We start from the raw sequence: 13,036 nt of genomic DNA, 5'->3' as shown, positions 1-13,036 counted from the left end.
TTCTATTAGCGGAATCTAACTAAAAACTTGTTGAAAAGGAAGTTAGGTGGGGAAATTGTTAGAGCTAAAAGGTAACTTGTTTGAAGTTATGAAGGAAATTAGAAATGAGTTAGGTTCACCTAATGATTTAACAATTAGAGAAGTTGCTCTTGCTGGTAGTTTTACACGTTGTGCAGTTGTTTTTTTATGTGGATTGACAGATAAGGATAATGTTTATAAATATGTAGTTCGTACACTTCAATATGAAGAAATACCAAATGAAGCAGCTGTGGTTCAGACATTATTGGATCGTTTTATTTCTATTGCAGAAGTCGGTATGAAGACGACTTTTCCAGATATTATAAATGCGGTTTTAGCAGGGGATACAGTCATATTAATTGATAATATTCAAACCGCTATTGTTGTTAACAGTAGGGCTTGGGAGAAAAGAAGTCTAGAACCGCCAGTGACAGAAGATTTAATTCGTGGACCGAGGGTTGGGCTAAATGAAGATATTAATGTGAATAAAATGTTAATTCGCCGTGGTTTACGTGATCCGAAGTTACGGTTTCAATCTTATATTATGGGGAAGCGATCGCAGAAAGAAGTAACCCTAGTATATATAGAGGATATTATTAACCCTTACATCGTAAACGAGCTAGATCGGCGTCTTCAATCAATAGTGACAGATGTCATTTTTGAGACAGGAACGATTGAGCAATTAATTCAGGATAATAATTTATCGCCGTTTCCGCAGTTTTTAAATACAGAAAGACCAGATAATATAGTGGCTGCATTGGCGAAAGGGAAAGCGGCCATTTTAGTAGATGGGTCACCATTTGCTCTTATAGCTCCACTAGTGTTTGTTGATATTTTTCAATCTGTAGAAGATCATTATGAGCGTTGGATAATTGGAACGTTATTAAGAATGTTACGTATGGGATCAGGTATCGCTGCTGTTTTATTACCTGCCATGTACGTAGCGCTTGTATCGTATCATCAAGGGCTTATTCCATCTAAACTAGCTTATTCCATTGCGGGAGCGAGAGAAGGGGTACCGTTTCCTGCTTATATAGAAACGTTAATGATGGCATTAACGATGGAATTAATACGAGAAGCTGGGATTAGGCTTCCGAAACCGATGGGACAAACAATTGGCATCGTAGGCGGTCTTGTAATTGGAGAAGCGGCAGTAAATGCGGGGATTGTAAATCCGTTTTTAGTAATTATTATTGCGGTTACCGCAATTGCTACATTTTCACTTCCTGTATATAGCATTACGATTACGTTTCGGATTTTACTTTTCGTTTTTGTATTAGCCGCGACTGCTTTTGGATTGTACGGGATTATTTTAGCTCTTATTGCACTTGCGATCCATATTACAAATTTAAAGAGTGTTGGGGTACCGTATACAACACCTATTGCTCCTGCTTTTTATAAAGATTGGGAGGAAGAATTGGTTCGCCTACCAAAATCAATGTTAAAAGAGAGACCAGAATATTTACAAACGAAAGACTCTACACTACGTCCAAAGGAGCGAGAGTAATTGAAGCCATTTGAATATGGGGATGAAGAAATTGGATCTCGGGAACTTGGTTTTGCGGTATCGTCAACAATTATCGGTATAGGTGCATTATCTATGCCTCGAGATATTGCTGATCAAACTTTATTTTCAGACGGTTGGATTATTTTGCTTTTGGGTGGATTGATATGTGCGGTTTTAGGTTGGTTTGTAACGAGGGTAGCTATTTTATTCCCAAAACAAAACTTTGTTCAATATACAAGTGCACATTTGACGAAGCCTGTTGCATACACAATTAGTAGCATTTTAGTATTAACGTTTGCTGCTTTGACCGCATATGAATCGCGAATGATTGCAATTATTTCACAAACATATTTATTTAGTGATACACCAATACAGCTACTCTCTTTCTTCTTCTTATTAGTTGTTATTTATGGAATAGCAGGATCGAGAGCGGCTTTAGTAAGGTTAAATGTTCTATTCTTACCTATCGTGTTCATTGCGATAGTGTTGCTTTCTTTATTGAATGTAAATTTAATGGAAATAAACAATTTACTACCGGCTTTTCAAACGAATGTAAGTCAATATGCTGTAGGAGTTAAAAATTCTATTTTCACATTTATCGGATTTGAGGTAGCTCTGTTTTATGCTGTGATGTTGAACGATAAGACAGCAAAAAAAGCCCCAATGGCAGTTGCAAAAGCAGTGATGGTAAATGTGCTTTCGTACATTTTAATATATGTAACTTGTATTAGCGTTTTTACATATATGACAACCCGTGGATTGACGTATCCAACAATTGAATTAGGGAAAGAAATTGAAATTGGTGGAGGGTTTTTAGAAAGATTTGATGCCATTTTTTTTACTACTTGGATTATTACTATTTATAACACTACAGCAATGTATTATGACGTCGCATCTTTATTATTTTGTGCTATGTTCCCGAAAGTGAAGAAACATATTTTCATTTTTGTAAGTGCCCCGATTATTTTTATGTTGAATATGATCCCTAGTAATTTGAAAACTTTGTCAAGTTATGGGACTTATTTAGCTTGGATAGATATGGGGTTTGTCGTGCTAGCGCCTTTGTTAGTTTTTATTGTATATAAAATAAAAAGAAGGAATGGTAGAAATGAAACACCTTCTTAATATTATTATGGTTATGGTTTTAGTTGGATCTATAAGTGGGTGCTCTGAGCTAGAAGAAATAGAAGAAAGAGGATTTGTAGTAGGCGCAGCTTACGATATTGTGAAGGCAAAGAAATCAAATCCAATTATGAAAGGGACGTATCAGATGGTACTTCCCAGTAAGTTAGCGCAACAAGGTGGCCAAGGCGGTGGAGGTAGTGAAAATTATATTAATGTTAGTGCGAAAGCAGATAGTGTCTTTGAGCAAATACGAATTATTGCCAAAAAAATTAGTCGCTCATTATTCTTTCCGCATATACAAGTGATAATTTTTTCTAAAGATTTACTAGCGAATCCATATGTTTTACAAAATACGTTAGATGTATATATTCGCGATCATGAGATGAGAAGAAATATTCGTTTGTTCGTTTCTAAGAAAAATGCAGAAGCTATTTTAAAGCAGAGTGCCAAGCCTGAGAACTTACCGGCACAGTATATTGATATGCTAGCTGAGCATCCTCCGAAAAATGCCCAAATGATTGAGGCTGCAAGAATTGGTGAGGTACAGCAAAAAATGATTGCTAACCGAAGTTTCGTATTACCTATTCTCGAACTAACAAAACAAGGGGTACAAATGAACGGGGCAGCGTTGTTTCGCGGGAAGGATAATAAGTGTGTAGGTATTTTGGGTGGGGAAGAAACATTAGGAATGAATTATATAATAGGTAAAAAAATTGGAGGTTTTTTTACTATACGTAAAAAGAGTCAGCTTATTACATATGAAATTCATAAGATGCACCGAAAGATTAAAGTAGCTACGAAAAATGCTACAAAACCGAAGTTTGATATTCATTTATATTTGGACGGGACTTTAGCTGAGTTGCATTTTAGTGATCATAAACAAATTATGAACGAAAATCGATTAAAGAAAAACATCGCGGAGGAAATGGAGAAGCGCATCCAAAAATCGATTAAACTTGTTCAAAAAAAATATAAGGTAGATGTATTGGAGTTAGGGGAAGTATATAAGCGGCATAATTATAAAGAATGGAAGAAGATAGATAAGAATTGGGATCAAGGTGAAAATTACTTTAGTAATGCGGAGGTTACTGTTCATGTTCATCCGACAATTGAGCATTCAGGTTCAGCCTTACCGAAAAGAGTGAAATAAGGTGATGGAAGTTGTTTACTGGCTTAGGAATTAGTTGCACGATATTAATGGCGGTTCTTCCGGGGACTATATATTTTATTCATAAAAAAATTACAACGTATGGAGCGCAGCCGTGGAAAGAAAAAAAGAAACCTGAATGATTTTCAGGTTTCTTTCGTGCAAAGCATATGTGAAGGGGGATACCTTCTATGTATGCTTTGTTTTTTATAAAAGTCCTAACCAATGTACCAATTGTGTAGAGAGGAATGTAACAACAATTGCGATAACGGTAGGGATTGCAAACGATAAGAATGTCCATTTTGCACTTTTTGTTTCTTTATATATGTTAACCAGTGTTGTTCCGCACGGGAAATGAAGGAGTGAGAACAACATTGTATTTAACGCTGTTAACCAAGTCCAACCATTTTCTAAGAATAAATTTTTAATTTGGTTAAAATCATCTATTTCAGTTAAAGCTCCGGTTGATAAGTAAGACATTAATAAAATCGGGATAACAATTTCATTCGCTGGTAGTCCAAGAATGAATGCAGCTAAAATAAATCCATCAAGTCCTAACATTTTAGCGAACGGATCTAGGAAGTTTACAAAATACATAAGTAAGCTTGTGTCACCGATGAAAATATTAGCAAGTAACCAAGTTAATGCAGCCGCAGGGGCAGCTACAACGATAGCTCGTTTTAAAACATAAATTGATTTATCGAGTGTTGCACGTACAATTGTATTCCAAACTTTTGGCTTACGGTACGGCGGTAACTCAAGAGTGTAGTGGGTTGGAACGCCTTTTAAAGCTGTTTTTGATAGTACCCAAGAAACAGTTAATGTCATCATAACACCAATTACAACCATTCCAACTACAACGCCAGCAGTAACAAATGTTTGCATACTACCTGTGTAACCGGCAGCCATAAATAGTGAAGCCATTAAAATTAACATAGGCCAGCGACCGTTACAAGGAACGAAGTTGTTCGTTAAGATTGCAAGCATACGTTCACGTGGTGATTCAATAATACGTGTTGACATAATGGCAGCTGCATTACAACCAAATCCCATTGCCATTGTTAAAGACTGTTTACCGTGTGCGCCAGATCTTTTAAATAATCGGTCCATATTAAATGCGACACGTGGTAAGTATCCGTAGTTTTCTAATAGCGCGAACATAGGGAAAAAGATTGCCATAGGTGGTAACATAACGCTAATAACAGCACCGATACCGCGGAATAAACCAAGTATTAAAATGCCATGTAACCATTCAGGTGCATGCATTGCTTGGAACCAAGATGTTAAATATCCTTCTGCCCATCCGAAGAACTCAGCGATCATATCAGATGGTACGTTAGCGCCTGCGATTGTAAGATAAAAAATGATTGATAAAATACCGAGCATAATTGGGAATCCCCAGATGGGAGATGTGAAAATTTTATCTAGTTTTTCAGAACGATACAATTTATCAGTATTTGTATATTGAACAGACTCTTTACATATGCTTGCAGATGTTCGATAAATATCTCCGACAATATCATCTCGTATATCTTCTTTTGAGAGTGCTTGTGCATGTTGAATGATATAGTCTAAAGGAAGATCCTTACTGGCTGAGTGAGATTCCATTAATTACGACCTCCCTTACAAGTGGTTCATTATGGTGTTTTTGAAGTGTAGTTAAGAAATTTTTATCTCCATCTAATATACGTAACGCAATCCAACGTGCTGGATACGTATCACCGAACACTTTATAAATTTGCGGTTCTAATTCCTGAATCATATTTTCGATTTTTTCACTGTAAGAAATTTTAATTGGTGTTGGAATTAATTTTTTATTTGCTACTTTAGCGATGATATTTAGCAAATGCCCAATACCTACTCGGTTACGAGCAGAAATCTTAACTACAGGTACACCGAGCGATTTTGCTAATTTCTTTTCATCAATAACGATGCCTTTTTTCTCAGCTTCATCAATTAAGTTAATGCAAACGACTACGTTGTTCGTCATTTCCATCACTTGGAGTGCTAAATTTAAATTCCTCTCCATAGCAGTTGCATCTATAACAACTACAGTTACTTCTGGTTTTTCAAATATAATATAATCTCTTGCTACTTCTTCATCCGCAGAATTTGAATATAGTGAGTAAGTTCCAGGTAAATCTATTAATGTATATTTACTTCCGTTATGTTCATATTCCCCTTCAGCTTTTAAAACAGTTTTTCCCGTCCAGTTTCCAGTATGTTGTTTTAAGCCTGTTAAAGTATTAAATAATGTACTTTTCCCGGTATTCGGGTTGCCAGCTAAAGCAATGCGATGTTTGCTCATCTGAAATCATCTCCTATTAATACCCCGAAAATAAGGGAACTTTCTTCCTTGCGTAGTGCAATAGTTGTGTTGCTTACTTGATAAGCGACCGGATCTCCAAGTGGACTGCGTTGTAATACTTTAATCGTTGCCCCAGGGACAAATCCTAAGTCTAATAAACGTCGTTTCATAGTTCCTTCTAATTGTATCTTCTCAATTTGTACAAACTCTCCTGTTTTAAATTCAGAAAGTGGTTTTGTATTAGCCGATACCATAAAAGTTACCTCATCTCTATATTGTTAGTTTAAGTTTAAAAAGTTTCCTAAGGTAAACTTTTTGTTAGTAATATAGTAGACCACATTGGATGATGCTGTCAATTAGTACTTTAAAAATATTCAATTATTTTTAGAATTGTTCCAATTTATTTAGTTGTACTGAAAAAAATTACTGAAATTCTTCTCAATGTAAATAAAGTAAGGGTGTAAAAACTTAAAAATATAGGGTGATTGTAAATGTAGTTTTAATCTAAAGGGGAAAATGCAGAAAATTATTTACATTAGCTTTACATTGTTAAGATTAAATTTACAATAATGCATGTTTAGTGTGGATTTTGTTGGGTTTTTCAACTATAAATGTTGGAGTGTCTAGCTTTTGCGGGATGTTACCCCTATTTACTTAAACTTAAAAATTGCTTAACACTCACATAATATTGTTGTCCTACAATGAATTTGTGTTCGAAAGAAGATGAATTCGAAAAGTGATAATCCAAATGGGGGTACAAGACATGGTTATGAAAAAGGGTATTAAATTTTCTTTAGCGGCTTTAGTTGTTGCAGGTGCATTAGTTGGATGTGGAAAAACAGAAAGTACGGATAATAAGGAAGCTGCTAAAGGTAGCGATGCAAAACAAGAATTATCAGGTACGATTGCAGCGGCTGGTTCTACGGCTCTTCTACCTCTTGCGGAGGAAGCTGGAAAGAAATTCATGGAGAAAAATTCAAAGGTTTCTATTCAAGTTCAAGGTGGCGGTAGTGGAACTGGGATTAACCAAGTAGCATCGGGTGCAGTACAAATTGGTAATTCAGATGTTCCGTCTGGAGATAAAATAAAAGATGCTGAAAAAGCGAAAGAATTAGTAGATAACAAGGTTGCGGGTATTGCATTCGCGCTTGTCGTAAATAAAGATGTAAAAGTTGATAACTTAACAGTACAACAAGTACAAGATATCTTCACTGGAAAAGTAACAAACTGGAAAGAGGTAGGCGGGAAAGATGAAAAAATCAACGTAATTAACCGTCCAGCTTCATCTGGTACACGTGCTACATTTGAAAAGACAGTTATGAAAGACGCGAAAATTAATGATGGAACTGGTACAACACAAGATTCTAACGGTGCAGTAGAGCAAGCAATCAATTCTACGCCAGGCTCAGTAAGTTATTTAGCAATGTCTTACATGGTTGGCGATAAAAAAGGTGCACTACAAACAGTGAAAATTGATGGTGCTGAACCGAAAGTTGAAAACATTTCGTCTGGTAAATATCCATTCTGGTCTTACGAGTACATGGTAACAAAAGGTGAGGCAAAAGAAGCAACGAAAGCTTACATTGACTATGTAAAAGGTAAGGATTTTGAAAAGCAAGTAGAAGATATGGGTTACATCCCAATGTCTAAATTAAATAAGTAATAAAATTTTATGGGGCTGGCTGCAAGGCCAGTCCTGTTCATTTCAATCTATGAAGTGGGGTCTGACCTGTGATGAAGGGGAAAAAACAAATTAATTACGTAAAAAGTGAATATATAGGAAGATCGCTTGTTACGTTTTGTGGTATTTTTATTGTTTTAATTACATTAGCTATTATTGCGTTTATTTGCGGTAAAGGTATTCAATCTTTTACACAAAGTGGTATCTCGTTTACTGAGATGTTAACATCGACAAAATGGAATCCCAATGCTGACGAAGGAACCTTTGGGGCTTTGATTTTTATTGTAGGTTCAACAGTGGTTTCGTTAGGTGCGGTTATTATTAGTGCGCCAATTGCTATAGCTCTTGCTATATTCATGAATTTAATTTCGCCGAAGTTTGGAAATAAAGTATTGAAGCCTGTTTTAGAATTATTAGTTGGTATTCCTTCGGTTGTATACGGATTATTAGGGGTTACGATTTTAGTGCCGCTATTACGTGATTCGTTTGGGGGAGTAGGTTTTAGTTTAATTGCAGGTATTATTGTGCTAAGTATTATGATTTTACCTACTATTGCTAGTATCGCTTCTGATGCAATTCGCTCTGTTCCATTTGATTACTTGGAAGCTTCTTACGGTTTAGGATCAACGAAATGGCAAGCGATTAGCCGAGTGATTGTTCCAGCTGCAAAACAAGGGATTTTAACAGGTATAGTTTTAGGTTTAGCGCGTGCTTTTGGTGAAGCATTAGCGGTTCAAATGGTAATCGGGAACACGATTAAATTACCAGAAGGAATATATAGTCCGACAGCAACGTTAACGGGTATTTTGACAATGGATATGACGAATACATTGAACGGAACAGCTTGGAACAATGCGTTATGGACTTTAGCGATGATTTTACTTGTTATTTCATTCCTGTTTATTTTAGTAATTCGAGCGATTGGGCAAAGAGGTGAGCGATAATAATGAATGCAAGAACGGTAAATAAAGTTTGGACAGGTATCTTTTATGCAGTTGCGGCTTTAGTTGTAGCTTTGCTAGTGTTCTTAGTGTTTGAAATTCTGCAAAAGGGATGGGGATTTTGGGATCCTAGTTTCTTATTCGGAGAACCAAGTAATACAAGAGCTGGTGGTGGAATTGGTCCGCAGTTATTCAACTCCTTCTACATGCTTGTTATAACACTTGTTATATCAATTCCTCTTGGATTAGGTGCTGGAATATATTTAGCAGAGTATGCAAAACAAGGACGTTTTTTAAACTTTGTTCGTTTATGTATCGAGACAATGGCGTCTTTACCTTCTATTGTTGTTGGTTTGTTCGGTTTGTTAGTGTTCGTTACAATGACGGGCTGGGGATACACAGTAATGGGTGGTGCCCTTGCTTTAACGATTTTAAACTTACCGGGTTTAACACGTGTTTGTGAAAATGCGATTTCAGAAGTTCCTCATAATGTAAAAGAGGCAAGTCTTGGATTAGGTGCAACGAAGTGGCAAACGATCGCTCGTATTATTATCCCGTCATCATTACCGCAAATTATTACAGGTATTATTTTAGCGGCGGGTCGTATATTCGGGGAAGCGGCAGCATTGATTTACACGGCGGGTTTAACATCTCCGATTTTAAATTCAGCAGCAGACTTCTCAAGTCCTTCGCATCCTTTAAATCCATTTAGACCAGCTGAAACATTAGCGGTTCACATTTGGAAGTTAAATTCTGAAGGAGTAATTCCGGATGCGAAGTTGATTGCGACAAAATCTGCAGCTGTATTAATTATTATGGTATTACTATTCAATGTTATTTCACGCTTGGTAGCGTCTATATTACACAAACGTTTTACAGGAACGAAAAGAAAAAGTAAAACGACGAAGAAGGTAAAAGCGGCATAGGTTGAAGATGAAAACTCTCTGTTTATAAAACAGGGAGTTTTTTATGGTCATTTTGTTGTTGGCAGGAAAAGAAGAAGAGTGACCGAATAGGTAACTTGATATATAGAAATTCGGATGAAAATAGGGAGGGATTTGAAAGTGTTTTTTCTGCAAATGTCGGGGTTTCCTGGATCTGGGAAATCGACACTTTCTAAATATATCGCTAAATTAACAGGTGCTGTTATTGTAGATCATGACGTCGTGAAATCAGCTTTATTAAAATCATTAAAGGAAAAAGGTGTAGAATCAACAGTGGTTGGGAAGATCTCCTATGATATTGAGTGGGAACTGATCGATTTTTTGTTGGAGCAAAAGCATAGTGTGATATTAGATAGTCCATGTCTCTACGAAGGGATGGTTAAAAAAGGAATAGATTTATGTCAGAAACATGGTGCTACATATAAATATATTGAATGTTATCTTAATAATATAGAAGAAATTAATCGTAGGTTACAAACGCGCGAACGTAAGATAAGTCAAATTACAAAAGTAGAATCAGAAGTAGCATTTAAAAAATGTCTGTCTGGCAGTAAAAGGCCTTTACATGGTGAATATCTTATTGTGGATTCTGGAGAACCACTAGAGAAGTATGGTAAAAAAGTGATGGATTATATTTATCCCGCTATTTGTGGGAGGTAAAACTCCCACCTCAAAATTCAGCTGGAGCAAAGAGGTTAGACGAGAGCTAAACTGGCAGTAAACGCCCGATTGGTGCGGGCTAATAATCAGTGGGGGGTGGACAAAACCCCACTGATTAAAGTTTCACTTTATGGATAGGTAGAGGAATACAAAAGGCGTTATCTTCAATTATGAAGATAACGCCTTTTGGTTTAAATATCAGGTGTTTCTGTTGAAGTACTTATTTTTCTGCGGGAGCGCCTTTTTCTCCCGATTTTATCTAATAGTTCATACATAACAGGAACAACTACTAATGTAAGAACGGTTGAAACGGCTAAGCCGCCAATTACAACGACAGCTAGACTTTTTGATACCATGCTGCCCGCCTGAGATTGGCCGAATAGAAGTGGTAGCATAGCGACGATTGTTGTTATGGCTGTCATAATAATTGGGCGTAATCGAGTGGAGCCGGCTTCTAATAGTGCTTCTCTTGTTTCCATACCGTTTTCTCGATTTTGTTGGACTCTTTCTATTAATACAATAGCATTTGTAACGACAATTCCGATTAACATTAATGCGCCAATCAAGGAATTTACATCAACTGGTGTTCTGGAAATAATTAATCCTAAAATGCCTCCGACAGCAGCTAATGGCAAGGAGAATAAAATTGCAAAAGGAGCGCGTGCTTGCCCGAATGTAATAACCATAATTAAATATACAATCCCGATTGCAATCCCCATAATTTTAAATAAATCAGTGAAGTTCTCTTGCATAGATTCAGTAGCACCTGCGATATTTACTTTTGCCCCGTTAGGTAAATCTAAGTCAGCTATCGCTTTGTTTACTTCTGTGCTTACTTTACTTAAATCTTCACTTGAAGCTGCTGCAGTAATTTGAATCGTTTCTTTCCCGTCTTTATGGAAGATTTCCGTTTGAAGATGTTTTTCTGAAATAGTTGCAATGTCTTTTAAAGGAATTGGTCCGTTAATAGGTGATAGTATGTTTGTGTTTAAAATATCTTCTTGTTTGTTAATGGATGCCTTTTTGTGTTCTATCATAATAGTTGTTTTTTCATTATTGATTGAGATTTCCCCAATAGGAGATTTCTTCATAAGGAATGATACTTGTTGTGCTGCTAATTCTGGTGTTAAACCTAGTTGCTCAGCCTTTGTTTGATCGATATGAATTTGCCATTCTTTTTTAGATTCTTCTATATTTGTTTTTACTTTGGAAAGAGAATCCATGCTTTTTAGTTTTGTTTCGACGATGTTAGCGGCCTTTTGTAAATTTGTTTCGTTAGTAGCTGTTACGTTAAATTGTAAGTTGTTTCCGCCGCCGGAGTCAGAGTAACTCGTTTTTATATAATCAAGTTCAGCTGGTTCGAAAGCTGTATGTTCCTTTTTTAATTCTTTAATATATTGGTCGATGTCAGATCCTTTTTTAAAGACTACAAATATAGTTGCAAGATTGTTTTGAGTTGTCTGTCCCCATTGTGCATCTTCTGCGCTAGATCCCATTCGCAAAATAACATCTGTTACATCAGAATTAGAGAGGAGTTTCTTTTCGAAATCAAAGGCTTTTTGTTTTTTAGCTTCAGAATCATAATCAGCTGGAAATGTCATATTAACGGAAAGCATTGTATCGTCCTCGGACTTTATGTTCGCTTTCGGAAGTAGTATGTAGGCTGCAATTGATCCTGCAAATAATAAAAAAGAAGTGAGTAGAATGATAAACTTATGAGAAAGAGCCCACTTTAATGTAGCGACATATCGCGGTGAAGAATGTGAATTGCGACGTTTTGTTTTTTTGAGCAGTAAAAAGGCCATAAGTGGAACGACTGTTAATGCCACAATTAAGGAAGAAAGTATAGAATACACAACTGCTAACACCATAGGTAACATTAGTTTTCCGATTACTCCCGATACGAGACCAATAGGTAAAAAAACGGCGACTGTTGTTAAAGTAGAAGAGGTAATTGCGACGGCGACCTCTTTTGTTGCATCGAGAATAATATCTTTAGAGAAAGATTCTTTTTGTAAACGACGGAAAATATTCTCGATGACAACGATACTATCATCGACGAGACGTCCAACTGCAACTGCTAAGCCACCTAGAGTTAAAATGTTAAGTGTGATGTTAGATTGGTGGAGTAAAAATAGTGTTAATAGGATAGATAATGGGATACTGACGACAGCGATGATTGTTGTTCGAAAGCTACGTAAAAAGATTAAGATAATGAGAGTTGCGGCAATGGCCCCAAGGATTACTTCTTTTCCCATACTAGTAACAGCATTTTCAACTTGCTCATGAGTTGAAGCTAAAAGTTTAATAGAATATTGATCTTTATATTCCTTGCTTATATCTTTAATCTTTTTATCAATCTCTTTTCCAATTGCAACCGCGTTTTTACTCGGCTCTTTCATGATGACTAATCCTGTTCCTTCTTCTCCGTTTATGTGTGAGATTGTATCGTAATGTTGTTTTAGTTCAATTTGAGCGACATCTTGTAATTTTACTTGAGGTGTAACGGTGATGTTTTTTATGTCATTTACATTTTTTATGTCCCCGATGACACGAAGATTGTATTCTTCCTTATTAACGGTAATTGCTCCGGCTGGAGTGGAAGTTTCTTTTCCTTGTAAAACTGTTAATACTTGTTGTGATGTTACGTTTTTATCTTTTAGTTGGTTAGGATCAAGTGCGATGGATAATTCGGAAGTTGATTT

Annotated in this window: 12 protein-coding genes (1 of these 12 running past the window's edge); 8 read left to right on the top strand and 4 right to left on the bottom strand. The window is 36.3% G+C overall.

Annotated elements, in window-relative coordinates:
• Positions 1–46: 46 nt before the first annotated feature.
• From gerLA to ACP6L7_RS24430, 4 genes are read left to right on the top strand one after another with little or no spacing between them, the layout of a single operon-like run.
• Positions 47–1,525 carry a spore germination protein GerLA gene (gerLA, locus tag ACP6L7_RS24445; protein ID WP_141533283.1) on the top strand — a complete coding sequence of 493 codons (1,479 nt, stop codon included), beginning with the start codon at positions 47–49 and terminating at the stop codon, positions 1,523–1,525.
• Positions 1,526–2,650, top strand: a complete 1,125-nt coding sequence (gerLB, locus tag ACP6L7_RS24440) for a spore germination protein GerLB (RefSeq protein ID WP_097832905.1) — start codon at positions 1,526–1,528, stop codon at positions 2,648–2,650. It begins immediately after the preceding gene.
• On the top strand, positions 2,634–3,800 hold the full coding sequence (locus ACP6L7_RS24435; RefSeq protein ID WP_141533284.1) for a Ger(x)C family spore germination protein: 1,167 nt from the start codon (positions 2,634–2,636) through the stop codon (positions 3,798–3,800). Before gerLB ends, ACP6L7_RS24435 begins: the two co-directional genes overlap by 17 nt.
• An 11-nt stretch (positions 3,801–3,811) precedes the next feature.
• Complete coding sequence (locus tag ACP6L7_RS24430) at positions 3,812–3,940, top strand: hypothetical protein (protein WP_097832907.1); 129 nt, start codon at positions 3,812–3,814, stop codon at positions 3,938–3,940.
• Between the two features lie 64 nt (positions 3,941–4,004).
• Here the strand turns inward: ACP6L7_RS24430 and ACP6L7_RS24425 are convergent, their stop codons facing one another.
• The 3 genes from ACP6L7_RS24425 to ACP6L7_RS24415 are packed head-to-tail and all read right to left on the bottom strand — an operon-like array spanning position 4,005 to position 6,359.
• Entirely contained in the window at positions 4,005–5,405 is a 1,401-nt protein-coding gene (locus ACP6L7_RS24425; protein WP_097832908.1) for a nucleoside recognition domain-containing protein, read from the bottom strand.
• Positions 5,383–6,105, bottom strand: coding sequence for a FeoB small GTPase domain-containing protein (locus tag ACP6L7_RS24420; RefSeq protein ID WP_097832909.1), 723 nt, complete (start codon positions 6,103–6,105; stop codon positions 5,383–5,385). Before ACP6L7_RS24420 ends, ACP6L7_RS24425 begins: the two co-directional genes overlap by 23 nt.
• Positions 6,102–6,359, bottom strand: coding sequence for a FeoA family protein (locus ACP6L7_RS24415; RefSeq protein ID WP_097832910.1), 258 nt, complete (start codon positions 6,357–6,359; stop codon positions 6,102–6,104). Before ACP6L7_RS24415 ends, ACP6L7_RS24420 begins: the two co-directional genes overlap by 4 nt.
• Before the next feature lie 509 nt (positions 6,360–6,868).
• Between ACP6L7_RS24415 and ACP6L7_RS24410 the strand changes: the two genes are divergently transcribed.
• From ACP6L7_RS24410 to ACP6L7_RS24395, 4 genes are all read left to right on the top strand, one after another.
• Positions 6,869–7,768, top strand: coding sequence for a phosphate ABC transporter substrate-binding protein PstS family protein (locus ACP6L7_RS24410; RefSeq protein WP_141533285.1), 900 nt, complete (start codon positions 6,869–6,871; stop codon positions 7,766–7,768).
• A 71-nt stretch (positions 7,769–7,839) separates the two neighbouring features.
• Entirely contained in the window at positions 7,840–8,730 is an 891-nt protein-coding gene (gene pstC / locus ACP6L7_RS24405; RefSeq protein ID WP_141533286.1) for a phosphate ABC transporter permease subunit PstC, read from the top strand.
• 2 nt (positions 8,731–8,732) lie between these two features.
• The gene (pstA, locus tag ACP6L7_RS24400) at positions 8,733–9,653 is read left to right on the top strand and encodes a phosphate ABC transporter permease PstA (protein ID WP_097832913.1); all 921 of its coding nucleotides are present in this window, start codon (positions 8,733–8,735) and stop codon (positions 9,651–9,653) included.
• 138 nt (positions 9,654–9,791) lie between these two features.
• Positions 9,792–10,331, top strand: a complete 540-nt coding sequence (locus ACP6L7_RS24395) for a P-loop nucleotide/nucleoside kinase family protein (RefSeq protein ID WP_097832914.1) — start codon at positions 9,792–9,794, stop codon at positions 10,329–10,331.
• Between the two features lie 191 nt (positions 10,332–10,522).
• Here the strand turns inward: ACP6L7_RS24395 and ACP6L7_RS24390 are convergent, their stop codons facing one another.
• A protein-coding gene (locus tag ACP6L7_RS24390; RefSeq protein ID WP_097832915.1) for an efflux RND transporter permease subunit crosses the window boundary here: on the bottom strand, positions 10,523–13,036 show its 3' portion. It continues 531 nt past the right edge of the window; only the last 2,514 of its 3,045 coding nucleotides appear in the window; its start codon lies beyond the right edge, outside the window; it ends in the stop codon at positions 10,523–10,525.

This window comes from Bacillus silvicola (assembly GCF_050524305.1).
Lineage (GTDB): Bacteria > Bacillota > Bacilli > Bacillales > Bacillaceae_G > Bacillus_A > Bacillus_A cereus_AT.
The sequence above is the reverse complement of the archived record's forward strand: the minus strand, read 5'-3'. Positions and strand labels throughout refer to the sequence as shown.

Coding starts and splice junctions, on each gene's coding strand:
- ACP6L7_RS24435 (WP_141533284.1), top strand. CDS start 2,634: ATGAAACACCTTCTTAATATTATTATGGTTATGGTTTTAGTTGGATCT.
- ACP6L7_RS24425 (WP_097832908.1), bottom strand. CDS start 5,405: ATGGAATCTCACTCAGCCAGTAAGGATCTTCCTTTAGACTATATCATT.
- ACP6L7_RS24420 (WP_097832909.1), bottom strand. CDS start 6,105: ATGAGCAAACATCGCATTGCTTTAGCTGGCAACCCGAATACCGGGAAA.
- ACP6L7_RS24415 (WP_097832910.1), bottom strand. CDS start 6,359: ATGGTATCGGCTAATACAAAACCACTTTCTGAATTTAAAACAGGAGAG.
- ACP6L7_RS24410 (WP_141533285.1), top strand. CDS start 6,869: ATGGTTATGAAAAAGGGTATTAAATTTTCTTTAGCGGCTTTAGTTGTT.
- pstC (WP_141533286.1), top strand. CDS start 7,840: ATGAAGGGGAAAAAACAAATTAATTACGTAAAAAGTGAATATATAGGA.
- pstA (WP_097832913.1), top strand. CDS start 8,733: ATGAATGCAAGAACGGTAAATAAAGTTTGGACAGGTATCTTTTATGCA.